Annotated in this window: 26 protein-coding genes; 8 read left to right on the top strand and 18 right to left on the bottom strand. The window is 55.2% G+C overall.

The genetic code is table 11. The annotated features are described in order from the left end of the window. Positions 1 to 111 precede the first annotated feature (111 nt). Positions 112 to 750, top strand: a complete 639-nt coding sequence (locus INF86_RS10105; RefSeq protein ID WP_032625204.1) for an OapA family protein — start codon at positions 112 to 114, stop codon at positions 748 to 750. Between the two features lie 46 nt (positions 751 to 796). Here INF86_RS10105 and INF86_RS10110 read toward each other — a convergent pair whose 3' ends face one another. The 5 genes from INF86_RS10110 to rpsF all read right to left on the bottom strand — a co-directional run bounded on the left by INF86_RS10110 (position 797) and on the right by rpsF (position 3,318). Further along, on the bottom strand, positions 797 to 1,726 hold the full coding sequence (locus tag INF86_RS10110; protein WP_193543480.1) for a DMT family transporter: 930 nt from the start codon (positions 1,724 to 1,726) through the stop codon (positions 797 to 799). 152 nt (positions 1,727 to 1,878) lie between these two features. Further along, entirely contained in the window at positions 1,879 to 2,328 is a 450-nt protein-coding gene (rplI, locus tag INF86_RS10115) for a 50S ribosomal protein L9 (RefSeq protein WP_006810372.1), read from the bottom strand. A gap of 41 nt (positions 2,329 to 2,369) precedes the next feature. Beyond that, a complete protein-coding gene (rpsR, locus tag INF86_RS10120; protein WP_000135199.1) occupies positions 2,370 to 2,597 on the bottom strand; it encodes a 30S ribosomal protein S18 in 228 nt (75 codons plus the stop codon). 4 nt (positions 2,598 to 2,601) lie between these two features. After that, positions 2,602 to 2,916, bottom strand: a complete 315-nt coding sequence (gene priB / locus INF86_RS10125) for a primosomal replication protein N (RefSeq protein ID WP_022646836.1) — start codon at positions 2,914 to 2,916, stop codon at positions 2,602 to 2,604. A gap of 6 nt (positions 2,917 to 2,922) precedes the next feature. Then, a complete protein-coding gene (gene rpsF, locus INF86_RS10130; protein WP_003856034.1) occupies positions 2,923 to 3,318 on the bottom strand; it encodes a 30S ribosomal protein S6 in 396 nt (131 codons plus the stop codon). A gap of 340 nt (positions 3,319 to 3,658) precedes the next feature. On the opposite strand from rpsF, the gene yjfY reads away from it, so the two are divergent. Beyond that, the gene (gene yjfY, locus INF86_RS10135) at positions 3,659 to 3,934 is read left to right on the top strand and encodes a DUF1471 family protein YjfY (RefSeq protein WP_023299144.1); all 276 of its coding nucleotides are present in this window, start codon (positions 3,659 to 3,661) and stop codon (positions 3,932 to 3,934) included. Positions 3,935 to 4,067: 133 nt separating this feature from the next. Here the strand turns inward: yjfY and INF86_RS10140 are convergent, their stop codons facing one another. From INF86_RS10140 to ulaA, 6 genes are read right to left on the bottom strand one after another with little or no spacing between them, the layout of a single operon-like run. Further along, on the bottom strand, positions 4,068 to 4,754 hold the full coding sequence (locus tag INF86_RS10140) for an L-ribulose-5-phosphate 4-epimerase (protein ID WP_126490140.1): 687 nt from the start codon (positions 4,752 to 4,754) through the stop codon (positions 4,068 to 4,070). After that, entirely contained in the window at positions 4,747 to 5,607 is an 861-nt protein-coding gene (locus INF86_RS10145; protein ID WP_022646833.1) for an L-ribulose-5-phosphate 3-epimerase, read from the bottom strand. Before INF86_RS10145 ends, INF86_RS10140 begins: the two co-directional genes overlap by 8 nt. A gap of 9 nt (positions 5,608 to 5,616) precedes the next feature. Next, positions 5,617 to 6,267 carry a 3-keto-L-gulonate-6-phosphate decarboxylase UlaD gene (ulaD, locus tag INF86_RS10150; RefSeq protein ID WP_003856025.1) on the bottom strand — a complete coding sequence of 217 codons (651 nt, stop codon included), beginning with the start codon at positions 6,265 to 6,267 and terminating at the stop codon, positions 5,617 to 5,619. A 12-nt stretch (positions 6,268 to 6,279) separates the two neighbouring features. Next, positions 6,280 to 6,747 carry a PTS ascorbate transporter subunit IIA gene (gene ulaC / locus INF86_RS10155; protein ID WP_003856024.1) on the bottom strand — a complete coding sequence of 156 codons (468 nt, stop codon included), beginning with the start codon at positions 6,745 to 6,747 and terminating at the stop codon, positions 6,280 to 6,282. A gap of 9 nt (positions 6,748 to 6,756) precedes the next feature. Next, positions 6,757 to 7,062 carry a PTS ascorbate transporter subunit IIB gene (gene ulaB, locus INF86_RS10160; RefSeq protein WP_003856022.1) on the bottom strand — a complete coding sequence of 102 codons (306 nt, stop codon included), beginning with the start codon at positions 7,060 to 7,062 and terminating at the stop codon, positions 6,757 to 6,759. Between the two features lie 12 nt (positions 7,063 to 7,074). Beyond that, on the bottom strand, positions 7,075 to 8,475 hold the full coding sequence (ulaA, locus tag INF86_RS10165) for a PTS ascorbate transporter subunit IIC (RefSeq protein WP_022646831.1): 1,401 nt from the start codon (positions 8,473 to 8,475) through the stop codon (positions 7,075 to 7,077). 359 nt (positions 8,476 to 8,834) lie between these two features. Here ulaA and ulaG point away from each other — a divergent pair, with 359 nt between their 5' ends. Continuing rightward, positions 8,835 to 9,899 (top strand): L-ascorbate 6-phosphate lactonase, encoded by a 1,065-nt coding sequence (gene ulaG / locus INF86_RS10170; protein ID WP_193543481.1) that lies wholly within the window; start codon positions 8,835 to 8,837, stop codon positions 9,897 to 9,899. A gap of 110 nt (positions 9,900 to 10,009) precedes the next feature. Then, positions 10,010 to 10,765, top strand: coding sequence for an HTH-type transcriptional regulator UlaR (ulaR, locus tag INF86_RS10175; RefSeq protein WP_003856014.1), 756 nt, complete (start codon positions 10,010 to 10,012; stop codon positions 10,763 to 10,765). Here ulaR and yjfP read toward each other — a convergent pair. Then, complete coding sequence (gene yjfP, locus INF86_RS10180) at positions 10,762 to 11,484, bottom strand: esterase (RefSeq protein WP_023299141.1); 723 nt, start codon at positions 11,482 to 11,484, stop codon at positions 10,762 to 10,764. The genes ulaR and yjfP overlap by 4 nt on opposite strands. A 137-nt stretch (positions 11,485 to 11,621) precedes the next feature. Here yjfP and bsmA point away from each other — a divergent pair, with 137 nt between their 5' ends. The 3 genes from bsmA to INF86_RS10195 all read left to right on the top strand — a co-directional run bounded on the left by bsmA (position 11,622) and on the right by INF86_RS10195 (position 14,477). Beyond that, a complete protein-coding gene (bsmA, locus tag INF86_RS10185; RefSeq protein ID WP_003856011.1) occupies positions 11,622 to 11,951 on the top strand; it encodes a biofilm peroxide resistance protein BsmA in 330 nt (109 codons plus the stop codon). Positions 11,952 to 12,099: 148 nt separating this feature from the next. Then, a complete protein-coding gene (gene yjfN / locus INF86_RS10190; protein ID WP_003856009.1) occupies positions 12,100 to 12,375 on the top strand; it encodes a DUF1471 family protease activator YjfN in 276 nt (91 codons plus the stop codon). Positions 12,376 to 12,545: 170 nt separating this feature from the next. Next, complete coding sequence (locus tag INF86_RS10195) at positions 12,546 to 14,477, top strand: methyl-accepting chemotaxis protein (RefSeq protein WP_023330108.1); 1,932 nt, start codon at positions 12,546 to 12,548, stop codon at positions 14,475 to 14,477. On the opposite strand, the gene INF86_RS10200 is transcribed toward INF86_RS10195, so the two are convergent. Further along, positions 14,474 to 16,096, bottom strand: a complete 1,623-nt coding sequence (locus INF86_RS10200) for an isovaleryl-CoA dehydrogenase (protein WP_063163223.1) — start codon at positions 16,094 to 16,096, stop codon at positions 14,474 to 14,476. The genes INF86_RS10195 and INF86_RS10200 overlap by 4 nt on opposite strands. 195 nt (positions 16,097 to 16,291) lie before the next feature. Between INF86_RS10200 and INF86_RS10205 the strand changes: the two genes are divergently transcribed. Beyond that, positions 16,292 to 17,566, top strand: coding sequence for an MFS transporter (locus INF86_RS10205; RefSeq protein ID WP_193543482.1), 1,275 nt, complete (start codon positions 16,292 to 16,294; stop codon positions 17,564 to 17,566). A gap of 91 nt (positions 17,567 to 17,657) precedes the next feature. Here INF86_RS10205 and rlmB read toward each other — a convergent pair whose 3' ends face one another. The 5 genes from rlmB to INF86_RS10230 all read right to left on the bottom strand — a co-directional run bounded on the left by rlmB (position 17,658) and on the right by INF86_RS10230 (position 23,152). Continuing rightward, a complete protein-coding gene (rlmB, locus tag INF86_RS10210) occupies positions 17,658 to 18,389 on the bottom strand; it encodes a 23S rRNA (guanosine(2251)-2'-O)-methyltransferase RlmB (RefSeq protein WP_003856001.1) in 732 nt (243 codons plus the stop codon). Between the two features lie 64 nt (positions 18,390 to 18,453). Next, entirely contained in the window at positions 18,454 to 20,895 is a 2,442-nt protein-coding gene (gene rnr / locus INF86_RS10215; RefSeq protein WP_023299135.1) for a ribonuclease R, read from the bottom strand. 38 nt (positions 20,896 to 20,933) lie between these two features. Further along, positions 20,934 to 21,359 carry a nitric oxide-sensing transcriptional repressor NsrR gene (gene nsrR / locus INF86_RS10220; RefSeq protein WP_003855998.1) on the bottom strand — a complete coding sequence of 142 codons (426 nt, stop codon included), beginning with the start codon at positions 21,357 to 21,359 and terminating at the stop codon, positions 20,934 to 20,936. 192 nt (positions 21,360 to 21,551) lie between these two features. Continuing rightward, the gene (locus INF86_RS10225) at positions 21,552 to 22,850 is read right to left on the bottom strand and encodes an adenylosuccinate synthase (RefSeq protein ID WP_032621775.1); all 1,299 of its coding nucleotides are present in this window, start codon (positions 22,848 to 22,850) and stop codon (positions 21,552 to 21,554) included. 104 nt (positions 22,851 to 22,954) lie between these two features. Beyond that, positions 22,955 to 23,152, bottom strand: coding sequence for a DUF2065 domain-containing protein (locus INF86_RS10230; protein WP_003855996.1), 198 nt, complete (start codon positions 23,150 to 23,152; stop codon positions 22,955 to 22,957). Between the last annotated feature and the right edge of the window lie 32 nt (positions 23,153 to 23,184).

Genomic DNA, 23,184 nt, shown 5'->3' on the forward strand with positions numbered 1-23,184 from the left:
AGGATTTTCCCTAATATATGTCACGAAAGCTGGCTTTGTTACGCCCATCAGGCAGTTAGCAAACTACACTTCTCAGGACAGGATAAAAAGACGCGGAGCAGGAGGAGAGCCATGCCCGGGCGATTTGAACTGAAACCTACCCTGGCGAAAATCTGGCATGCGCCGGATAACTTTCGCATCATGGACCCGCTGCCGCCTTTGCACCGCAGAGGCATTATCATCGGCGCGTTGCTGATGGTCATCGGTTTCCTGCTTCCTTCCGGCAGTGACAACGTTGATACCGGGCCGGTAAGCCGCAATGCTGAGCTGGATATCCAGTCGCAAAGCCAGCCGCAGCCTGATTCACAGCCGATGCAGACGCAACTGGTCACACCGTCTAACGATCCGGGCCAGGTTGCGCCGGTTGAACCTGAACCTGTTCAGGAAGATCAGGAGCAGGCCGCCGCCCCTTCAGAGCCACAGGCGCAACAGCCCACCGGCATTGAGCAGCAGTGGCGTTCGTATCGCGTAGAGCCAGGGAAAACCCTTGCTCAGCTGTTCCGCGACCACAATCTGCCGGCAACGGATGTGTATGCCATGGCGCAAGTCGAGGGGGCTGGCAAGCCGCTCAGCAACCTGCAAAATGGTCAGATGGTGCAGATCCGCCAGAATGCCAGTGGGGTGGTGACCGGGTTAACGATCGATACCGGAAACGGGCAGCAGGTACTGTTTACCCGCCAGCCGGACGGCAGTTTTATCAGAGCACGTTAATAGCCCAGGCCGGGTAAGGCGAAGCCGCCCCCCGGCACTTTTGTTCTCAGGCACGCCGTTTATTCACCCACCAGATCCCCGAGCAGACCAGCACCAGCGCAATCGCGTATTTGATGTCCAGAATGTTTTCGCCGAGGAATATGGCGGAGAGCACCGTTCCTGCTACAGGTATGACAAAGTTGAACGGGGCAATCATACTCACGCGGTTCACTTTCAGCAGCGCGCTCCACAGGGCGAACGCCACGGATGAGAGCAGCGTCAGATACCCCAGCACGGCGACGGCCTTCATGCTGTGCACCTCCAGCGCCCCGCCCGTGGCATAGCCTCCCACAACCAGTGCCGCCCCGCCTATCGCCAGCTGCCATCCCGTCATCACCGTCGGGTCAACGGTCTGGGAAATGCGTTTCCCGTAAAGCGTGGCCGCAGAGAGAATAAAGGCCGCCAGCACCACAAATCCGTCACCTTGCCAGACAAACTGGAAATCACTTAACCCGCCGTGGAAGTTCACCAGCATCACGCCGGTAAAACCCAGAACACAGCCCAGCGTTTTGTTATAGCTGAGTTTGTCGTTGTGGTAGATAAAGTGCGCCAGCAGCACGCTGAAGAAGGTCCCGGTGGCATTCATGATCGAGCCGTTCACCCCGGTGGTGTAAGCAAGGCCGATATAAAAGAAGGTGTACTGGATGGTGGTCTGGGTCAGCCCGAGGATCGTGAGCTGACCAAACTGCGTGGGTGTGAGCCTGGCAATCGGTTTACGCTGGGCCAGGGCAAAGAGCAGCAGCAACGCACCGGCAAACAGAAAACGGTATCCGGCAAAGACGACTTTGGACGGAATATCATCGGTCGCGATCTGGAAGAGTTCGTAGCCGCTTTTAATGGCCGGGTATGAGCTTCCCCAAAGCAGACAGCAGAGCGTGGCGCAGGCATAGGCCACATTTCGACGGGCAAAGACGGGCGTGGGCAGAGCGGTATCCATGACAAATCTCATAAATAAAATTGCGTTTCAATTTATTATCAGAGAATGCATCAGGAATAGCGACCTTACAATCGCAAAACATGACGTAGGGTCACGCTAAAAAGCAAAACGCCGGCACAAGGCCGGCGCTTCGACGTGAGCAGAGTAAAAAATTACTCAGCTACTACGTTAACAACCAGTTTAGCGAACACTTCGCTGTGAACCTGGAAGTCAACTTCGTGCTCACCAGTGGTACGCAGAACGCCGTTCGGCATGCGAACTTCGCTCTTAGCCACTTTAACGCCTGCTGCAGTGACTGCATCAGCGATATCGCGGGTACCGATGGAACCGAACAGTTTACCTTCATCGCCAGCTTTAGACGCGATGGTAACGGTGCCCAGTGCGTTGATTGCTTCAGCGCGAGCGTTAGCAGCCGCCAGAACGTCAGCCAGTTTGGCTTCCAGTTCAGCACGACGTGCTTCGAAAAACTCTACGTTTTTCTTAGTAGCTGGAACAGCTTTACCCTGTGGTACCAGGAAGTTACGAGCGTAACCCGCTTTAACGTTTACCTGATCACCCAGGCTGCCCAGGTTTGCTACTTTATCAAGCAGAATAACTTGCATTACCTTATCCTCTTAAAGTCGTATTAATGGACCGTGCCCGATTACTGATGACGATCAGTGTACGGCAGCAGAGACAGGTAGCGAGCGCGTTTGATAGCGCGAGCCAGCTGACGCTGATATTTTGCACGAGTACCGGTGATACGGCTTGGGACAATCTTACCGCTTTCGGTGATGTAGTTTTTCAGCGTTGCGATATCTTTATAGTCGATCTCTTGAACGCCTTCCGCGGTGAAACGGCAGAACTTGCGACGACGGAAATAACGTGCCATTTGGCTAGTCTCCAGTATCTATCAAATCAATCTGCTCGGCATGCAGAACCATTTTGCTCAGGCCGTTCTTTGCCTTGTGGCAAGAGATGAACCCCTGAACGATTACTGCACTACCGACCGTTAAACTGTGAGTAATGGCCTGGTTTTCGTGTCCGCTAATGATAACGGGCATTTGGCACCACGCCTGCCGGTGAAACCCGGCTTCCTCTTGCACAGAACGATGCTCAAGCACGAACTGGCAATGCGGAATTCCTGATGGGCTGACCTTTCGAAGGGGGGTCCTGCACACGGTGCCGGACAACACCAGACGGTTGGTCATCAGAAATTACTCTTCAGAATCCCCAGCATCAGAATCATCTGCGGTTTCGTTTGCGAAATCATCGCGACGCTCACGGCGCTCGTCTTTCGCTTTAACCATCGGAGATGCTTCGGTCACTGCGTGTTTGGTACGCATAACCATGCTGCGGATAACGGCATCGTTGAAGCGGAAGGTAGTTTCCAGCTCATCAATCACTTCCTGCGGCGCTTCAACGTTCATCAGAACGTAGTGAGCTTTGTGCAGTTTGTTGATTGGGTAAGCCAGCTGACGGCGGCCCCAGTCTTCCAGACGGTGGATCGTGCCTTCTGCACCAGTGATGGCAGCAGAGTAACGCTCGATCATACCCGGAACCTGTTCGCTCTGGTCAGGATGGACCATAAAAACGATTTCGTAATGACGCATCGAATTGCTCCTTACGGATTATTCAGCCTCCTGTCTGGGTCAGCCGAGGCCCGGGGAGGCAAGGAACGTGTTAAAGGTCGGCTGAAAAATTGACGCGTCATAATACTTGCGCGCCCCGCTAAACACAAGGTGATTGCACAAATAATTCGCACAAAGGGTAAAGCTGTTCTAAGTGGGTGATTTAAAATCTCACTTATCAGAAACGCTGTTTTTTTGAACAACACCATCAGAAATGGTCACCCATCGCAACCCGAGTAGCGATTACACTTTAATCAGAAGCCTTAAGCAGAGAAGGAGAGCATTACCCCATATCACAGCACGCAGTTGTGGAGCGCATATCATGAAAAGAATCGCATTCGCCATTTTGGCTGCGCTTTTGCTCAGTGCAAACGCGATGGCAGCCATCAAGATAGACAGCCGACAGGCCAGAAACATGGATGATGTGCAGAGCTTAGGCGTTATTTACATCAATCATAACTTCGCCACTGAAAGTGAAGCAGATCAGGCGCTTAATGAAGAAACCGATGCGCAGGGCGCAAAATACTATCACGTCATACTGACACGTGAGCCCGGCAGCAACGGCAATATGCGCGCCAGTGCAGATATTTACCAGTAACGCTTTATCGCCTGCACCAGGAAAGCCAACGAAAATCATAGCTATATATGATTGCCCCCTGCCGGGGGCTTTTTTTATGAATGGCTCCGGAATACCACCGGTTACAACTGTTTCGGTATTCCAGAGCACTTATTCACTTCTGCCCGTAATAAGCATTCGGGCCGTGCTTACGCATGAAATGCTTGTTCATCAGATAATCATCAATGCCCTGAAGCTGTGGGTTAATGCCGCGCGCAATCCACGCCATTCGAGCCACCTCTTCCATCACCACCGCGTTATGCACGGCGTCATGCGCATCTTTACCCCAGGAGAATGGACCATGCTGGTACACCACAATACCCGGCGTATGCAGTGGTTCCGTCTCACCCAGCGTTTCGATAATGACCCTGCCGGTGTTAAGTTCGTACTCGCCTTCGACCTCAGCCTGCGTTAACGCCCGCGTGCAGGGAATATCGCCGAAGAAGTAGTCCGCGTGCGTCGTACCCAAAGCAGGGATCGCCAGCCCGGCCTGTGCCCAGGCGGTGGCGTGCGTGGAATGGGTATGCACAACACCACCCAGGGACGGGTAACGCTGGTACAGCGCCAGATGGGTTGCCGTATCTGAAGAAGGACGCCATTTGCCTTCAACAACGTGTCCTTCCAGGTCAACCACCACCATATCGTCCACTTTCATGGCGTCATAGGCCACGCCGCTCGGCTTAATCACCACCAGCCCCTGATCGCGATCGATGGCGCTTACGTTGCCCCAGGTAAACGTCACCAGTCCATAGCGCGGGAGATCCATATTGGCCTCAAAGACCCGCTGTTTCAGCTTAAGCATGTTCCGCCTCCAGTAAGCCTGCCCGCGCCATGCGCTCGCGCACCCAGTCCCGGGCTTTCGCCACTTCTGCCGCCGGGTCGTCCGCGGTTTCGCTCCACATCTCAATCAGGTAAGGTCCGCAATAACCTGTCTGTTTGAGCGTCTGGAAGCACCGTTCGAAATCCACCACCCCGGTGCCGAACGGTACGTTTTTAAACACGCCGGGACGGGTATCTTTTACGTGCACCGCCACGATATGCCCGATGCCCGCCTGAAGCTCCATCTGTACGTCGTTATCCCATGCCGACAGGTTGCCGATATCCGGATAAAGCTGGAACCACGGATTGTTCAGATAGTGCGCGTAGCCCAGCGCCTTGCTAATGGAGTTCATCAATGGATAATCCATGATCTCCATCGCCAGCGTCACCTGCGCACGGCTTGCCATCTCAACGCTCTCTTTCAGGCCGTCACGGAAACGACGGCGCGTCTCATCGTTGGCTTCCTGATAGTAAACATCGTAACCCGCCAGTTGGATCACGCGGATGCCAACATCCTGTGCAAAGCGAATGGCTTTACGCATGATCTCCAGCCCTTCGGCGCGTACGGCATCATCTTCGCTGCCAAGCGGAAAACGACGGTGAGCGCTCAGGCACATGGACGGCACGCGCACGCCGGTTTCGGCAATGGCGCTCACCAGCGCCAGACGCTGGTCGCGGCGCCAGTCCAGGCGAGAAAGACGCTCGTCCGTCTCATCCACCGACATTTCGACAAAATCGAAACCCAGCTGCTTCGCCAGCTGTAACCGCTCCAGCCAGCACTCCCCCGCAGGGAGTGCCTTTTCATAGATGCCAAGCGGGACCTGTTTTGACAACATACCCGCTCCTTAACCCCAAAGCTGAGCGATTGAGCGTTTAAACTGACGCGCAGCTTCCACCGGAGATTCCGCATCGCGAATGCTACGACCGGCAATAAAGACGTGGATTGGAATACCCTTGAACAGCGGCAGATCTTCCAGCGCCAGGCCACCGGTTACGGTCACTTTGAAGCCCATATCGGCCAGACGTTTGATCGCGCTGATATCGGCTTCACCCCACGCCACGCCTGCGGCCTGCGCATCACGGCTGCGGTGATAAACCACCTGCTGGATACCTGCTTCGCGCCACTCCTGTGCCTGCTCCCAGGTCCAGAAGCCGGTCAGTTCAATCTGCACGTCGCCGTTGAACTCTTTCGCCACGTCCAGCGCGCCTTTCGCAGTGTTGATATCTGCACAGCAGATCACGGTGACCCAGTCGGCGTTGGCTTCAAAGCACATGCGAGAGAGAATTTTGCCCGCATCGGCAATTTTGGCATCCGCCAGCACGATTTTATGCGGATAGAGCGCCTTCAGGTCACGAACCGCACGAACGCCTTCGCCCACGCACAGAATGGTGCCGACTTCGATGATGTCCACCTCTTCCGCAATCAGACGGGTGGTTTCGTAAGCGTGAGACAGCGTCTGGTTATCCAGCGCGACCTGCAACATTGGTAATGACATTTTCAATTCCTCTTAAACGGCCGCCGCAGTGGCGTTATCAATTAAATCCAGCACGTCCTGCGCGGTACGGCAGGCACGTAAACGGTCAAAATTAGCTTCGTCATCAAACAGGTTAACGATCTGCATGATGCCCACCTCCTGGTGGGTGTTGGCATCGACAGCTGCCATGGTGATCAGAATGTCGACCGGGTCGTTATCTTCGTGGTTGAACACCAGCGGGGTTTTCAGCGTCACCAGCGCAAAACCGGTTTTCTTGACACCCTCTTCCGGGCGGCCATGCGGCATTGCCAGCCCCGGGGCAATCACAAAATAGGGGCCGTGCTGCGCCACGCCATCCAGGATGGCCTGGTAATAACGCGGCTCGACAACGTCCGCCTTAACCAGCAGGTCCACGCTCAGCTTCACCGCTTCCTGCCAGGTACTGGCTTCGGCCTGTAAAAGGATGGAGTTATTCTCAGCCAGCGAATCACGTAGTTTCATGTGGCATCCTTACTTCACGTCTTGTGGGAAGTGCTCTTTGATCACTTCCAGCAGTTTTGGCCCAAAATCCGCAGGCGACAGCATGTTGCGCACACCTACCACGTATTTGTTGCCCGACACGCTAATCTCGCCGGCAATGTGCGTTGAAGCGATGATGATGTCCGCGCCGTTCAGTTCACTTTTGTATTCACCCACTGCGCAGCTGTTCACCGTGTGGTCAATGTTTGACTGGGTTAAAAACTGGTCCACTTTCATTTTCATGATCATGGAGCTTCCTTGCCCATTGCCACACACAGCCAGGATACGTACGGTCATAATCGAAACTCCTTAGTGAGCAGAAACTTCTGCTGTTTGTTTTTCCGCATCTTCTTCAGCTCGCAGCGAACGGCCAGCGAAGAACATATAAGTCAGTGCAATCAGGATGATGACGGCCATAAAGACCAGCCCGACGGACGCAAAGCCCTGCATCATCGGCGGCGCCAGAATTGACCAGTCCGCCATGCCCATCCAGGCGCTCATGCCGGTGAGCTTGACCGCCCACACGCACCCGAAGATTTCAACCATGCCCATCACCAGGCAGATCTTGAGCGCGGCGCGCCATCCGCCGAAGTGGTTAGCAAACACGCCGATAGTGGCGTTGGAGAAGAACATCGGGATAAAGCCAGGAATAATCAGGATTGAGGAGCCACAGCCCACCAGGATGCCGACCGCAATCAGCTGGCCGATGGTGCCCCACATAAAGCCCCAGACGACGGCGTTTGGCGCAAAGCTATAGATAGCCGCACAGTCAATCGCCAGCACCGCGCCAGGGATCAGGCGCTGAGAGATACCGTTGAACGCTTCCGACAGCTCGGCGACGAACATACGCACGCCCTGAGTGATGATGAAAATGGCCACGGCAAAGGAGAAACCGGTTTGCAGGATATAGACCGTCCAGTGGGTTTTACCCGCCATCGCCTGCACCACGTCAATGCCAAAGGAGAGCAGGATGGCACCGAAGAAAAGGGTCATCACAATCGCCGTGGAGACGATGTTGTCGTGGAAGATATTCAACCAGCCAGGCAATTTGAGGTCTTCAACACTCTCCTCTTTTTTACCCAGGTACGGTGCAACTTTGTACGCAATCCAGGAGGCGAACTGCTGCTGGTGACCGATGGAGAAGCCGCAGCCGTCAGTAACGTCCTGCGTTGGCTTATACATCATGTTGGAGGTGATGCCCCAGTAAAGCGAGACCAGCACTGCCGTGCAGATGACCGTGGTCCACATTGGGTAGCCGAAGATATAGAGAGAAACAGCAATCAGCCCCGCCTGCTGGAACATGATGTGCCCGGTGAGCATGATGGTGCGAATACCGGTGATGCGGCGCAGGAGCACGTAAATGATGTTCAGCGCCAGCGCGAGCAGTACCGCATACCCAACCCAGCTGTACGCATCCCCCATGCGATCGATGGTGGCCATCATGGACGCGTAAGTGTCAGAGATGGCGCCGTTAATGCCATATACCTCAGACATTTTGGCAACGACCGGCTTAAACGTGCTGGTCAGAATGCCAGACCCCGCCTGCAACAGCATAAAACCAATGATGGTTTTGATGGTGCCTTTGATAATCACGCTGACGCTTTTGCGCAGCAGGATGTACCCCAGGCACGTCACGATACCCAGCAACAGCGGGGCGTTGGTCATTACCTGATTAAAGAAAACGGTAAAGACGTTGTAGAGGATCTCCATAACTCTCTCCAGAAAATGAGAACACGAGGGGCAATCCCTGTGTGGTTGGTGTCATCACTCTATTAATCACAAATAATCACCACAAGATTGCATTTGATTATTTGTGACGGATCACGCAATTTATTTCCATGGAGTTAGTAATGATTTTCACTACCGATCCAGAAAGATAAATAAATTCTTAATTTTCAATATATTAATTATATATAGCGGTTATCTTAACAACGACGAGGTGTATTTTCTGTGATGTGGCGAGGGGAATTTTCCGCAAATCAGCCATTGCAAATCAATTCAAACAGTGCCAGCATTAATCACAACAAGTCACAGTATGATTACTTTTGATTAAAACCAGGAGTCAAACGATGAGTAAAGTGAAAACCATCACCCGTGAATCATGGATTTTGAGTACCTTTCCGGAGTGGGGTAGCTGGCTGAACGAAGAGATCGAGCAGGAACAGGTTGCTCGTGGCACATTTGCGATGTGGTGGCTTGGATGCACCGGGATCTGGCTGAAATCAGAAGGCGGCGCCAACATTTGTGTCGATTTCTGGTGCGGCACCGGCAAACAGAGCCACGGCAATCCACTGATGAAAAAAGGCCACCAGATGCAGCGTATGGCCGGCGTTGAAAAGCTCCAGCCGAACCTGCGCACCACGCCTTTTGTGCTTGATCCTTTCGCCATTCGCCAGATCGACGCCGTTCTCTCTACCCACGATCACAACGATCATATCGACGTGAACGTGGCGGCAGCGGTAATGCAAAACTGCGCGGACGACGTACCCTTTATCGGGCCGCAGACCTGCGTGGATTTGTGGATTGGCTGGGGCGTGCCAAAAGAGCGCTGCATTGTGATGAAGCCGGGCGACGTGGTGAAAATCAAAGACGTTGAAATTCACGCGCTGGATGCCTTTGACCGTACCGCGCTGATCACCCTGCCTGCCGACCAGAAAGCCGCAGGCGTACTGCCAGACGGGATGGATGAGCGCGCGGTGAACTACCTGTTCAAAACGCCTGGCGGTTCCCTGTATCACAGCGGTGACTCTCACTACTCCAACTACTACGCGAAGCACGGTAACGAGCACCAGATTGACGTGGCGCTTGGCTCTTACGGTGAAAACCCGCGCGGGATTACCGACAAAATGACCAGCGCGGACATGCTGCGCATGGCCGAAGCGCTGAACACCAAAGTGGTGATCCCCTTCCACCACGATATCTGGTCAAACTTCCAGGCCGATCCGCAAGAGATCCGCGTCCTGTGGGAGATGAAAAAAGACCGACTCAAGTATGGTTTCAAGCCGTTCATCTGGCAGGTTGGGGGCAAGTTCACCTGGCCGCTGGATAAAGACAATCTCGAGTACCACTACCCGCGTGGTTTTGATGATTGCTTCACCATTGAGCCAGACCTGCCGTTCAAGTCCTTCCTCTGATTGTGCAGCCCAATCGCCAGACACAGTGTCTGGCGATGTCATATTTAATTTAGTAATTTCATGCTATTTCAAATATCATCTTTTCAAATCAATTCTTTTCGGAATAGCTCATGACGGAAGCGCAACGGCATCAAATTTTACTGGAACTCCTGGCGCAAACAGGGTTTATCACCGTCGAGAAAGTGATCGAACGTTTAGGGATCTCCCCTGCTACCGCGCGGCGGGACATTAACAAGCTGGATGAAAGCGGCAAGCTGAAAAAAGTCCGCAACGGCGCAGAGGCCATCAGCCAGCAGCGTCCACGCTGGACGCCGATGAATATTCACCAGGCGCAGAATCACGATGAAAAGGTGCGGATTGCCAGAGCGGCATCACAGCTGGTGAATCCCGGGGAAAGCGTGGTGATTAACTGCGGCTCGACAGCGTTTTTACTGGGCCGAGAGATGTGCGGCAAGCCGGTGCAAATCATTACCAACTATCTGCCGCTGGCCAACTATCTCATTGACCAGGAACATGAAAGCGTGGTGATCATGGGGGGCCAGTATAACAAGAGCCAGTCCATAACCCTGAGCCCGCAGGACAGTGAAAACAGCCTCTACGCCGGGCACTGGATGTTTACCAGCGGCAAAGGCCTGACGGCGGATGGCCTGTATAAAACCGATATGCTCACCGCAATGGCAGAGCAGAACATGCTCAACGTGGTGGGTAAACTGGTGGTGCTGGTCGACAGCAGCAAGGTCGGTGAACGCGCCGGCATGCTTTTCAGCCGCGCCGAGCAAATCAGCATGGTGATCACCGGCAAAAACGCCAACCCCGAGATCCTCAGCAAGCTCGAGGATCAGGGTGTCACGGTGCTGCGCGTTTAAAGGTGCTGACGGAAAAACTCCACGGTGGCTTCCAGCGCAGCCGGAGTAATACGGTGCCGGACACCGGCACCCCACAGGCAGGTCAGATTGCTGTCCAGCCCTTCACGCTGTAGCGCCTGTTGCAGACGGAACGTTTCACCGGGCGGTACGACATCGTCGGCATCCCCATGCCACAGCAGCAGGGGACGATCGGCCAGCTGTGAAAGCGCATGGCTGACGTCCCATTCAGACAACAGGGCCTCAATCTCCTGAGGTGCCTGCGGCGGGAACAGCGTCTTTGCCAGTGACATAAAGTAGCCCGATCCCATCAGGCAAGCCACGGACGTCACCTCCGGATGCCTGGCCATGATCCCCAGCGCCGTCATTCCGCCCATTGATGCGCCTGCGACCGCCAGCCGTTTCCCCTCCACCAGCCCGGCCTGTAAAAGCGCGTCACGCAGCCCGGCGAACTCGGTCAGATTGCCGTGCAGCGTTTGCCAGAACAGCCCCAGCCGCGCCTGTTCATCGCCCGTAAAGCGTGCCCCATGATTCGGCGCATCAGGCATGACCACCCGGAAACCGGCCTGCGCCAGCGCGACGGCAAAATAGCTGTAGACCAGCTTTGAGGAGAGAAAGCCATGATAGAAAACTACCGTCGGCAGCGGCTGTTCACCTTTACCAGCCGGAAAAGCATGGATGATTTCATGCTCACTAAGCAGGCGAGTTTCAATTTCAATCATTGTCGATCCTGTGCTGATGAATGATTCATAATGTTGAGAGCTGGATTACGGTTTCACGATATTTTCATTCGAAATCTACGTCCCAGATAACACTTCGGGAACATTCCCCCAAAACTAAATTCGCAGACCACTACACTATGGCTATCAGGAAAAGAGACAGGTTTATGCGCAGGCTTACCGCTTTATTGCTGGTCTCACTGCTCAGCGGATGTTCCGTATTGCAGGGTACGCCAGAACCGGCACCGCCGGTTACCGATCATCCTCAGGAAATTCGTCGTAATCAGACGGAAGGATTACAACGCCTGGGAACCGTATCCGCGATGGTTCGCGGTTCACCGGATGATGCAGAAGACGCAATTGAAGCACAGGCCGTTGCCGCAAAAGCAGATTATTACGTCATCACGATGATTGATGAAACCATTATTACGGGACAGTGGTATGCACAAGGCATTTTGTACCGTAAGTGAGCATCATCATTTGAACGACCTTTACACTGCTTTGCGTCCGTAGACATTTTCCTGTCCACAATAAACTCCATGCCAGCAACAATGGAAATGAGTTTATTCGCGAAGGATTGCCCGGCGGATACCGGAGACACGTGAAAAGGAGCTGACGATGAAACGAACCCTTGCTTTAACGACGCTATTGCTTTCAGCGGGCCTGCTGAGCACCACGGCGCAGTCGGCTGAATTTGCCAGCGCGGATTGCGTCACGGGCCTGAATGAGATTGGTCAGATCTCCGTCAATAATATCACGGGGAGTCCGCAAGACGTTGAACGTGTCGTCGCCCTGAAGGCCGATGAACAGGGCGCATCCTGGTATCGCATCGTCCAGATGCAGGAAGATCACCATGTTAATCACTGGCGCGTGCAGGCTATTCTTTATGCATAATCCCCTCCGATAAAAGCCACTTAATTTTAGTGGCTTTTCACTTTTGCAAATTTTTTATCTCTCCCGAAACTCAATAAAAACAAACGCGTAACATTCAGTTACATTAAACAGATAAACGTTCTCTCCGCTCTGCCGTTGAACAGCCATCACTTTTCAATAATGAGCAATTTATGATCACCTTTTTCCGCCGGGCAGGACTGGGCACGAAGCTATCGCTGCTAACAGGTGTAAGTGTCGCTACGCTTTTTTTGCTGTTCACTTTCCTGTTGAGCCACAACGCCAGCCAGCAGCTTGAAGATCTTGCGGTTGAAGACCTGCATAACCAGTCCACCGGCATGGTGGATATGGTAGAGATGTTCAACACCAGCCTGAGCGAAGAGGTTGAAAGCTATACCCGTCTGTTCACCACCTTTTTGCCACAGCCATTAAACAGCGACAGCAGCCAGAGCCGGACCATAAATGGGCTTACCGTTCCTTTGCTGAAAGGCGGCGAAACGGAGCTGCATGAAAACAATACGCTTTCTGATGACTTCCTGAGCCGAACGGGAGCCATCTCGACGCTGTTTGTCCGCAGCGGTAACGATTTTGTCCGCGTGGCGACGTCGCTGCGCAAAGAGAATGGCGACCGCGCCATCGGAACCGTTCTTGATACCACCAGCCCGGCATTTGCCGCCGTCACTAAAGGGGAGGTCTATCGTGGCCTCGCGCTGCTGTTCGGCAAGCGCTATATCACGCAGTACCAGCCTGTTAAGAATGCGGAAGGCCAGGTTATCGGGATTATCTTTGTCGGCGTGGACATCACCCATTCGTGGAACGTCATGCGCGAGAAAATCCTTAACCGTCGTCTGGGCGAGAGCGGCCACTTCTTTGTACTGGATCGCAGCAGCGGCAAAACGCGCGGACAGTATCTGTTCCATGCCAGCGAAGAGGGCAAACTGCCTAACTGGGACACGGCGACACAGCAGCAGCTTCTAAGTGATAAAGCCGGCACGCTGGAACGCGTGAGCGCGGATGGCCGTACGCTCAAAGTTGCCTACACGCCGCTACCGGGCTGGAACTGGACCATCGTGGGTGAAGTGGATAAAGCCGTACTGCTTTCAAGCGTCACCACACTGCGCGATCGCTTCCTGATGGCGGGCGTGGTGCTATCCGCACTCTTCGCGGGCCTGTTCGTTATCCTCATTCGCCGGATGCTAACCCGCCCACTGCGCGAGGTGATCGCGCTTGCCCGGCAGTATGCCGCAGGCGATCTGCGCGCCAGCCTGCCGGTTACCCGCCAGGATGAAGTCGGCCAGCTGATTGACGCCATCAACGGGATCGGGGGAGGCCTGCAAAAAATTGTGTTGCAGGTCCGCGAGGCCGCAAGCGAGATCCATCTGGGGACTAACGCGCTGGCTTCAGACACCGGCGAGATATCTGAACAGATCAACAAGCAGGCCAGCAGCGTTGAGGAGACCTCCGCCAGCATGGAGCAATTAGCCGCCACCGTGCAGCAAAATGCCGCCAACATGGAGCAAACGCAGCAGCTGGTGGGTGAAACCTCGCGCGCGGTGCATCAGGGTGGAGAGACGGTGACCCACGCAGTCTCCACCATGGATGATATTCGCGATGCATCGAAACGCATTGAAGACATCACCCGCGTGATTGAGTCCATCGCTTTCCAGACCAATATCCTGGCGCTCAATGCGGCGGTTGAAGCGGCGCGGGCGGGCGAGCACGGGAAAGGTTTCGCAGTGGTGGCACAAGAGGTACGCGCCCTGGCCGCACGCAGCGCCAACGCCGTAAAAGAGATTGAACAGCTGATTGGCGACACGCTGAACAAGGTGAGCGAAGGCCATGCGTTGTCTGAGCAGACGCGTCTGGCGATGGATGCCATCATTGTTCATATCGATAACATCAGCCAGCTTGTCACTGAGATCAACCACGCCTCCCGCGAGCAGTCGGCGGGAATTGGCCAGGTGAATCTGGCGATGACGCACATCGGTGAGGCATCGCACATCAATGCCGATCGCATCTCACGCAGCGAGCAGACGGCACAGACGCTGCGCGAGAAGGGTTCACATCTCACCCGGCTGGTGAGCCTGTTCCAGCTGAAGGCTTAACCGACCCGGCCCGTGGCGCGCAGCAGCAGGTCGTTTTGCACCTGCTCGCTCATCAGCGTGCCGCCCCGGGTATCCAGCATCATGCGGCACCACGCCTGCGCCACGGGCGGCGATGCGTGCCGCAGCATTTGACTTCCGGCCCCGAGTAAAAAGAGCTGCTGCGCGATCTCCCTGCCCTGCGCTTCCTGCGGTTTCCGCAGCTTCTGCTGTAGCTGCCGCCAGCTGCGATCGAAGTGCCTGTCCTGGCCTTTTACCTGCGCGAAATCATCGGCGAGCAGGTCGAGAATGCCCGACTGCTTCGCCAGCACGCGCAGTACATCCAGGCACATAATATTGCCAGAGCCTTCCCAGATGCTGTTGACGGGCATTTCACGGTACAACCGCGGAAGCTCACTCTCTTCGCAATAGCCTGCACCGCCCAGCACCTCCATTGCCTCTGCCACAAACGGTATGCCCGCTTTGCAGACGCTGTATTTTGCCGCCGGAGTGAAAAGCCGCGCCCATGCGGCTTCCTGTGGGTCGTTGCGGTTGTCCCACGCCCGGGCGAGTCGGAACAGCAGTGCCGTGTGTCCCTCCAGCACCAGCGCCATACGGCTTAGCACGTCGCGCATTAACGGCTGGTCGATCAGATTTTTGCCGAAGGTCTGCCGCTGATGGGCATGATAAAGCGCCACCGAGAGCGCACGGCGCATCAGTCCGTGACTGCCCAGCGCGCAGTCAAAGCGCGTCAGCCCGCCCATCTTCAGAATTTGCCGGACGCCTTCCCCCTCTTCGCCCAGCAGCCAGCCGGAAGCATCAAGAAATTCAGCCTCACTGCTGGCATTTGAGCGGTTGCCGAGCTTGTCCTTCAGACGCTCAAGGCGCACGGCATTACGTTGCCCGTCGGGTAAGAAACGCGGGACAAAAAAGCAGGACAACCCGCCCTTCGCCTGCGCCAGCACCAGATGCGCATCGCTCTGCGGCACGGAGAAAAACCATTTGTGCCCCACCAGCCGGTAACTGCCATCGCTGCATTTCTCTGCTTTGGTAGTATTACTGAGTACGTCCGAACCGCCCTGCTTTTCCGTCATCCCCATGCCGATCAGCAGGCCGCGCTTTTGCGCCCCCGGCGCGAGATGGGGGTCGTAGCGATCGCTCATCAGCGGCGTTAACCACTCATGAAACGGTTTGGGCAGCGACCGTTGCAACAGCGGCGTGGCCGCAAAGGTCATGGTCACCGGGCAAAGCGTTCCCGCCTCCACCTGAGCATGAAGTACGAAACGCGCGGCCCTGGCGACGAACGATCCTTTCCGCGCCTCCTCCTCCCACGCCAGGTTGTGCACCCGGTTGGCGCAAAGCCCCTGCATCAGAAGATGCCATGCCGGATGAAAGCGGACGTCATCCAGCCTCGCTCCCGTGGCGTCATAACGCAGCAGCTCCGGCGGATTAACGTTCGCCAGTCTGCCCAGCTCCAGCGACTCTGCCGTACCCAACTGCTGGCCGATGCTGGCAAGAAGATCCACATCCCACTCAGCCCCTTCGCGCGCTACCGCATCGCGCAGGGCGCAATCAGAGAGAAAAAGGTTGCTGTTCGATAGCGGTGCGGGTTGATTAAAAACGGTATGTGTCTGCCAGTGCATGCTGTCTCCCTCCTTTCATTGGCAATAAAGGTAAGTATGGACAGAGGGCATGCACGCTGCATGGGAGAGGGGTCACACGATGACGATCGTGTTGATATCATTCGTGAAATAGCTCACAGAACATAAGAATAAACTATTTCCTTACTTAACTAATGCTGAATAATTTATTCTTACCCCGTTTTTATGAGGATCGTTATGCAACAGGATGCGCACAAGCGTGCATTAATTGCAGGCTCCATCGGTAATTTCATCGAGTGGTATGAATTTGCGGTCTATGGTTTTCTGGCAACGGTGATTGCCAGAAACTTCTTCCAGCTTGAGGGGGAAGCGGAGCTCACCAGCCTGATCCTCACCTGGGCCTCATTCGCCATCGCTTTCTTCTTCCGCCCGCTGGGTGCGGTGGTCTTTGGCCGCATTGGCGACAGGATTGGCCGTAAACCGACGCTGATTATTGTGCTGGTATTGATGACGCTCGCCACCGCTGCCATCGGTATTGTGCCGGTCTACGCCAGTATCGGGATTGCCGCGCCGCTGATCGTTACACTTCTGCGTATTCTGCAAGGACTGTTCGCGGGCGGTGAGTATGGCGGCGCGGTCTCGTTGATGACGGAGTTCGCCCCGCGCGGCAAGCGCGGTCTTTACGGGGCATGGCAGTCCTTCACCGTGGCGCTCGGGCTGTTAGCAGGCGCAGGCATTGTCGCGTTGCTCTCTACCCTTGTCTCCCCTGAAGCCTTGCACGACTGGGGCTGGCGCATTCCGTTCTTCCTGGCGTTGCCGATGGGTGCGGTCGCGCTATGGTTGCGGGTAAGCATGGAAGAAACACCGAGCTTTGTGCAGCAACGGGAAAAACCGGTTGTTACTCAGGCCAGCACCGCCGCCACGTTCAAAACCATTCTGATGGGCATTGGTCGCGTGATGGTCTGGTCTGCGGCGGGTTATACCTATCTGGTGATTATGCCGACCTATCTGCAATCTGCGCTGCACACCGGTTTTAACCAGGCGCTGCTGATTGCGGTGATTTCTAACATTGGGTTTGCGCTCACGATCATTCCGTCGGGCATACTGAGCGACAGGATCGGGCGGCGGACGGTGATGATTATCGCCACCGTGCTCCTGCTGATCCTCGCCCTGCCGCTGCTGAAAATTTTGCAGGCGGAGTCCAGCACGTTGGCTGTCAAAGCGATTGTGGTGTTGATTGCGGGGGGTTTGGTTGGGATGCTGGCAGGGCCGGGGCCGGCAATGCTGTCTGAGATGTTCCCGACGCGCGTGCGTTATACCGGGCTGGGGCTGGCCTATTCTCTGTCGAATGCGATCTTCTCGGGCTGTGCGGGGCTGATCATTACCGGGCTGATTAAAGAGACGGGCAATCTGGATATTCCGGCGTACTACGTGATGGCAACGGCGGTGGTGAGTATTTTCGCGCTGATGACGCTGAGAAAGGATGACCATTTGCGGTCGTTAGAGGAGTGAGATTGTTGCCCGGTGGCGCTGCGCTTACCGGGCCTACGGTACCATGCTTTTGTAGGCCGGGTAAGGCGAAGCCGCCACCCGGCACAACAGGCTACCCGCGCTGACGCACCGCTTCAAACAGGCAGATACCCGTCGCAACAGAAACGTTCAGGGACGATACGCTGCCCGCCATCGGGATGCTGATCAGCTCATCGCAGTGCTCGCGGGTCAGGCGACGCATGCCTTCACCTTCTGCCCCCATCACCAGCGCCATACGGCCGGTCATTTTGCTCTGATACAGGGTGTGATCCGCTTCACCGGCTGTGCCGACGATCCAGATATTTTCTTCCTGCAACAGACGCATGGTGCGCGCCAGGTTAGTCACACGGATCAGCGGAACGTTTTCCGCCGCGCCGCAGGCCACTTTTTTAGCGGTAGCGTTAAGCTGCGCGGAACGATCTCTTGGCACAATTACCGCATGCACGCCTGCTGCATCGGCGCTACGCAGGCACGCGCCCAGGTTGTGCGGGTCGGTTACGCCATCGAGGATCAGGAAGAACGGGTTATCCAGCTCAGCGATCAGATCCGGCAGATCGTTCTCTTGATACTGACGGCCCGGCTTCACGCGCGCGATAATGCCCTGGTGTACAGCACCTTCGCTTTTCTCATCCAGATACTGACGGTTCGCCAGCTGGATCACGACGCCCTGCGCTTCCAGCGCGTGGATCAGCGGCATCAGACGTTTGTCTTCACGCCCTTTCAGAATAAAAACTTCCTGAAAACGCTCCGGCGCGCGCTCCAGCAGGGCCTGCACCGCGTGGATGCCGTAAATCATTTCACTCATTGATGGTTCTCGTAATAAATATTGTCCCTCTCCCCGTTGGGGAGAGGGTCAGGGTGAGGGGAAATTACTCCGCCTGCTGTTTCTTCGCCGCGCGCTTCGCTTTGGTTGCGGCCGCTATTTTTTGGGTCTTGGTCGACGGTTTTTTCGCTTTACGAGCGTCTTTTTTCGCCGCCTTGGGCTTCTGCTGCTTCTCGCCACGGAAGGCGCTGTCTGGCTCAAAGTTTACTCTTTTACCTGCCTGACGTCGCTTGCCGCCCGCTTTACCGTTGCCGCCTTTTTTCGCTTTCTCACGCTCGGTTTTCCCGACGTTACGCGGAGCACGTTCGCTGGAGATGAGGCTGAAGTCGATTTTACGGTCGTCCATATTCACGGCTTCTACCTTCACTTCCACCCGATCGCCCAGACGGTAGGTCTGACCGCCGGATTCACCGATCAGACGTTGTCCGACCTGGTCGAAGCGGTAGTAATCGTTATCAAGGCTGGAAACGTGCACCAGACCGTCGATAAACAGCTCATCCAGACGTACGAAGAAGCCAAAGCCGGTGACGCTGGCAATCACACCTTTAAAGACGTTACCCACCTGATCCAGCATAAAGTCACACTTCAGCCAGTCCGCCACGTCGCGCGTTGCTTCATCCGCACGACGCTCGGTCATGGAACAATGCTGGCCCAGTTGCAGCATCTCTTCCATGGAGTAGTGATACCCTCCGGTTTCGGTCGTGTTGCCTTTATGACCCTGCTCGTGCGCCAGCAGATACTTGATCGCACGGTGCAGGGACAGATCCGGATAACGGCGGATCGGCGAGGTAAAGTGCGCGTACGACTGTAACGCCAGACCAAAGTGGCCCCGGTTTTCAGGATCGTAAATCGCCTGCTTCATGGAGCGCAGCAGCATGGTTTGCAGCATTTCCGCGTCAGGACGATCGCTGATGGATTCCAGCAGCTCGGCGTAATCGCGTGGCTCAGGCTTATTACCGCCAGGCAGCTCCAGACCGAGTTCAGCCAGCACGGAGCGGAACGAGGTTACGGCCTCCGTGGTTGGCTTGTCGTGAATACGGAACAGCGCAGGCTCTTTGGCTTTCTCAACGAAACGTGCCGCCGAGATGTTCGCCAGGATCATACACTCTTCAATCAGCTTGTGCGCATCGTTACGCTGAGTCTGTTCGATACGCTCGATACGACGCTCAGCGTTAAAGATAAACTTCGCCTCTTCACTCTCAAACGAGATCCCACCGCGCTCTTCGCGCGCCTGATCCAGCGTTTTGTAGAGGTTGTGCAGCTCTTCGATGTGTTTGACCAGCGGCGCGTACTGTTCGCGAAGATCCTGATCGCCCTGCAACATATGCCAGACCTTGGTATAGGTCAGGCGCGCATGAGAACTCATCACCGCTTCGTAGAACTTATAGCCCGTCAGACGTCCCTTGCTGGAGATGGTCATTTCGCAGACCATACACAGGCGGTCCACCTGCGGGTTGAGGGAACACAGGCCGTTGGAGAGCACTTCTGGCAGCATCGGTACAACCTGCGACGGGAAGTAGACCGACGTACCGCGGCTGCGCGCTTCGTTATCCAGCGGCGTGTGCGGACGCACGTAATAGCTCACGTCTGCAATAGCCACCCACAGACGCCAGCCGCCACCGCGTTTTTTCTCGCAATATACGGCATCATCGAAGTCACGGGCGTCTTCACCATCAATGGTGACCAGCGGCAGATCGCGCAGATCCACGCGGCCTGCTTTGGACTCTTCCGGCACTTCTTCACGCAGGTTTTCGATCTGGTCTTCAACCGCTTTCGGCCAGACGTAAGGAATTTCATGGGTGCGCAGCGCCATATCAACGGCCATGCCGGTGCCCATGTTATCGCCCAGCACTTCGACGATTTTACCTACCGCTTTGGTACGGCGGGTCGGGCGCTGGGTAAGTTCAACCACTACCACAAAGCCCATGCGTGCGCCCATCACCTCTTCAGGCGGGATGAGAATATCGAAGCTCAGACGGCTATCGTCCGGCACCACAAAGCCTACGCCCGCATCGGTAAAGTAACGGCCTACAATCTGGCTGGTTTTCGGCACCAGCACGCGGACCACGCGCGCTTCGCGGCGGCCTTTACGATCTGCACCCAGCGGCTGCGCCAGGATCTGGTCGCCGTGAATACACATCTTCATCTGTTCGGATGAGAGGTACAGGTCGTCTTTACGGCCTTCCACGCGCAGGAAGCCGAAGCCATCGCGATGACCAATAACGGTGCCTTTCAGCAGATCGAGGCGTTCTGGCAGCGCGTAGCACTGGCGACGAGTAAAGACCAGCTGGCCGTCGCGCTCCATGGCGCGCAGGCGGCGGCGAAGGGCTTCAATTTGCTCTTCACCCTCAATGTTTAATTCAACGGCAAGTTCTTCACGATTGGCGGGTTTTTCGCGTTTTGTTAAGTGTTCAATGATGAACTCGCGGCTGGGGATAGGATTCGCGTATTTTTCGGCTTCGCGTTCCTGGAAAGGATCTTGTGACATGTCGGTTCCTCCGTTGTCAGCTCCGGTGGAAATTTTCTTCATTCCACCAGCAATAATTTATAAAGCGGTTGATTCTCTTCAACCAAATCGGCCAGCGTGTAGTTATCCAGTTCCTTGAGAAAACTTTGCACGGCCTTTGAAAGCGCCTGTTTCAGGCGGCAAGCGGGCGTAATGTGGCAAAACGCGCTGCTACAGTTCACCAGAGATAGCGGCTCCAGTTCACGTACCACATCGCCGATACGGATACTCTGTGCCGGTTTACCGAGACGGATCCCTCCATTCTTCCCGCGGACGGCAGCAACGTATCCGGCACGACTAAGTTGATTGATTATTTTGACCATATGATTACGGGACACACCGTACACCTCTGTGACTTCAGAGATGCTGGTCATCTTCCCATCGGGTAACGACGCCATGTAAATCAGCGCGCGTAAGCCGTAATCGGTGAAACTTGTTAACTGCACATCAACCTCAGGAAAAAGGGAAAACGCGGTCAAACCGCAGAGATATTCATTAATGATGATAAACCAGCCAGATAGTTAGCGGCTAATTTATTTGACAGACGGGGCGAAAAAGCGGAGATCCAGGAGCGGTCGCCGGATGGCGCTGCGCTTATCCGGCCTACGGGTTTCCCCGCAGGCCAGCAGTCACGAAGATTATGCGTCGAACGGGTCGCGCAGGATCATCGTTTCAGTACGATCCGGGCCGGTAGAAATAATATCGATCGGCACTTCGGTCAGTTCTTCAATACGCTTAATGTAGTCCAGCGCAGCTTTTGGCAGGCCACTACGTTCTTTCACACCGAAGGTGGTCTCAGACCAGCCCGGCATGGTTTCGTAGATTGGCTCAATGCCTTCCCAGTCGTCAGCGGCCAGCGGAGTGGTAGTCACTTCGCGACCATCTGGCAGACGATAGCCCACGCAGATTTTCACTTCTTTCAGGCCGTCCAGTACGTCCAGCTTGGTCAGGCAGAAGCCAGACAGGGAGTTGATCTGCACAGCACGACGCACGGCAACGGCGTCCAGCCAGCCGGTACGACGACGACGACCGGTGGTTGCGCCAAACTCGTTACCCTGCTTGCAGAGGAACTCGCCGGTTTCATCAAACAGCTCGGTCGGGAATGGACCTGCACCCACGCGAGTGGAGTACGCTTTGATGATGCCCAGAACGTAATCCACATAACGTGGGCCCAGGCCGGAGCCGGTTGCCACGCCACCCGCGGTGGTGTTAGAGGACGTTACATACGGATAGGTACCGTGGTCGATGTCCAGCAGGGTACCCTGCGCACCTTCAAACATGACGAAATCGCCACGCTTGCGCGCCTGGTCCAGCAGATCGGACACATCAACAACCATGCCGGTCAGAATGTCAGCAATCGCCATGACGTCATCCAGCACTTTCTGGTAGTCAACGGCTTCGGCTTTATAGAAATTCACCAGCTGGAAGTTGTGATATTCCATCACTTCTTTCAGTTTTTCAGCGAAGGTCGCTTTGTCGAAGAGGTCGCCCACGCGCAGACCGCGACGAGCCACTTTATCTTCGTATGCCGGGCCGATGCCACGACCGGTAGTGCCGATCGCTTTCGCGCCACGCGCTTTTTCACGCGCCACGTCCAGCGCCACATGATAGTCCAGGATCAGCGGGCAGGCTTCGGAGAGCAGCAGACGCTCACGAACAGGGATACCACGGTCTTCCAGACCTTTCATCTCTTTCATCAGCGCAGCTGGAGACAGCACAACGCCGTTACCGATGATGCTGGTGACGTTTTCGCGAAGAATGCCCGATGGAATAAGATGGAGGACGGTTTTTTCACCGTTGATTACGAGAGTATGGCCTGCGTTGTGACCGCCCTGGTAGCGTACAACATATTTAGCCCGTTCAGTCAGAAGATCGACAATCTTCCCTTTACCTTCGTCACCCCATTGGGTGCCCAGTACGACGACGTTGTTACCCATTTTTTTCAAAATCACCGTTTGCTTAAAAATGGATTCTACCATCGCTTTTTCAGATATACAGCACTTTTTGACCCTAAAATATGCCGATTGCGGTTAGTTTTTGATCAGCCAATCGTTTTCCTCAACATGTAGTAGATAACGATACCGGCAACCACAAGACCACCGCCAAAACGACGCAAAATATTGTCCGGAAGTTGGCTCATTGTCGCGATCATCCGTCGCCATGCGCGTGGATAGAGCATCGGGCCGAGGCCTTCCAGCACCAAAACCAAAGCCAGTGCGAGCCAGATCGTTGAATTCATTTTTCATCCTTATAAAAGAAAACCACCGCTCC

This window comes from Enterobacter cloacae complex sp. I1M (assembly GCF_014982425.1).
Lineage (GTDB): Bacteria > Pseudomonadota > Gammaproteobacteria > Enterobacterales > Enterobacteriaceae > Enterobacter > Enterobacter intestinihominis.